Origin of the sequence: Helicobacter pylori (assembly GCF_001998165.1) — a bacterium.
Lineage (GTDB): Bacteria > Campylobacterota > Campylobacteria > Campylobacterales > Helicobacteraceae > Helicobacter > Helicobacter pylori_DL.
On the sequence record NZ_MTWR01000089.1, the window covers coordinates 4,997 to 5,957 of the forward strand.

Genomic DNA, 961 nt, shown 5'->3' on the forward strand with positions numbered 1-961 from the left:
TTAACCCTCAAATCATCAATAGATACTAAAGGCTCATGCAAATCACGATAGAAAATGAAAGGGTTATTATGATAAATCGTATCGTTTTCTAAAATCGTTTTAAAAAAATCAAGGATTTTTTTAAAACTCAAATCCTGGTAAAAGTAAGCTTTCCCATCAAGGGTGTTCAAAGGGTTTTCATAGAGCATGTCTAAATAAGCGTTTGGGTGCGTGTGCAAGTACCTCACGTAATCAATCGCTTCATCAAAGTTTTTAAAATCATGCACATTCACAAAACTTTTAGGGTTAAAATCTTTCGCCACGCTGGGACTCCCCCAATAAATAGGAATGGTGTGGCTGAAATAAGCGTCAATGATTTTTTCAGTAACATAGCCATAGCCTTGAGTGTTTTCAAAACACAGGTTGAATTTGTATTGGCTTAAAAATTCGTTTTTGTTTTTGACATTATAACCCAGAGTGTTTTTCACGCTCCCTCCCCCAGTAACTGGCTCAATAGAATTTAAAGCGTCATAGAAAGCGTTCCTTTTAGGGGCGTTAGGGTTGCTTGCGACAAAGCTCGCAAACCCTCTTTTCAAGGGATCGCTCTTATTATGGATTAGCGCGCATAAATGTGGGTGGTTTTCTTTAAATTTATGGGAGGGTTTTTTTAAAGTATAGAGGCTGTCAGCTTTGAGTTTATAGGGTGAAGTGGTGTCATTAACAATCTCGGCTTTATAATGCAAATTGGCATAATACAAAGGCATTCTCAAATAACGATCGTTGAAATGTAATTCATCAAAGCCTATGGCGTAATCAAAGAGGTTGAAATTAGGGACTTCGTTTTCACCGGTGTAAAACACCCTTTTTGCGTTTTGATAGGATAGGATTTTTCTAGCCGATCCACCACCAGGAAAAACCCTAGCGTGCCTAATAATGGGAGTGGTTTTGATGCAGGAACTTCACTCAATAATTTCAACAAATC

1 pseudogene is annotated in these 961 nt (G+C 37.7%); it reads right to left on the reverse strand.

What is annotated here, in order from left to right:
- Positions 1-881: pseudogene (locus BZK24_RS08235) on the reverse strand (glycosyltransferase family 10 domain-containing protein); the annotation flags it as partial.
- Positions 882-961: the final 80 nt, after the last annotated feature.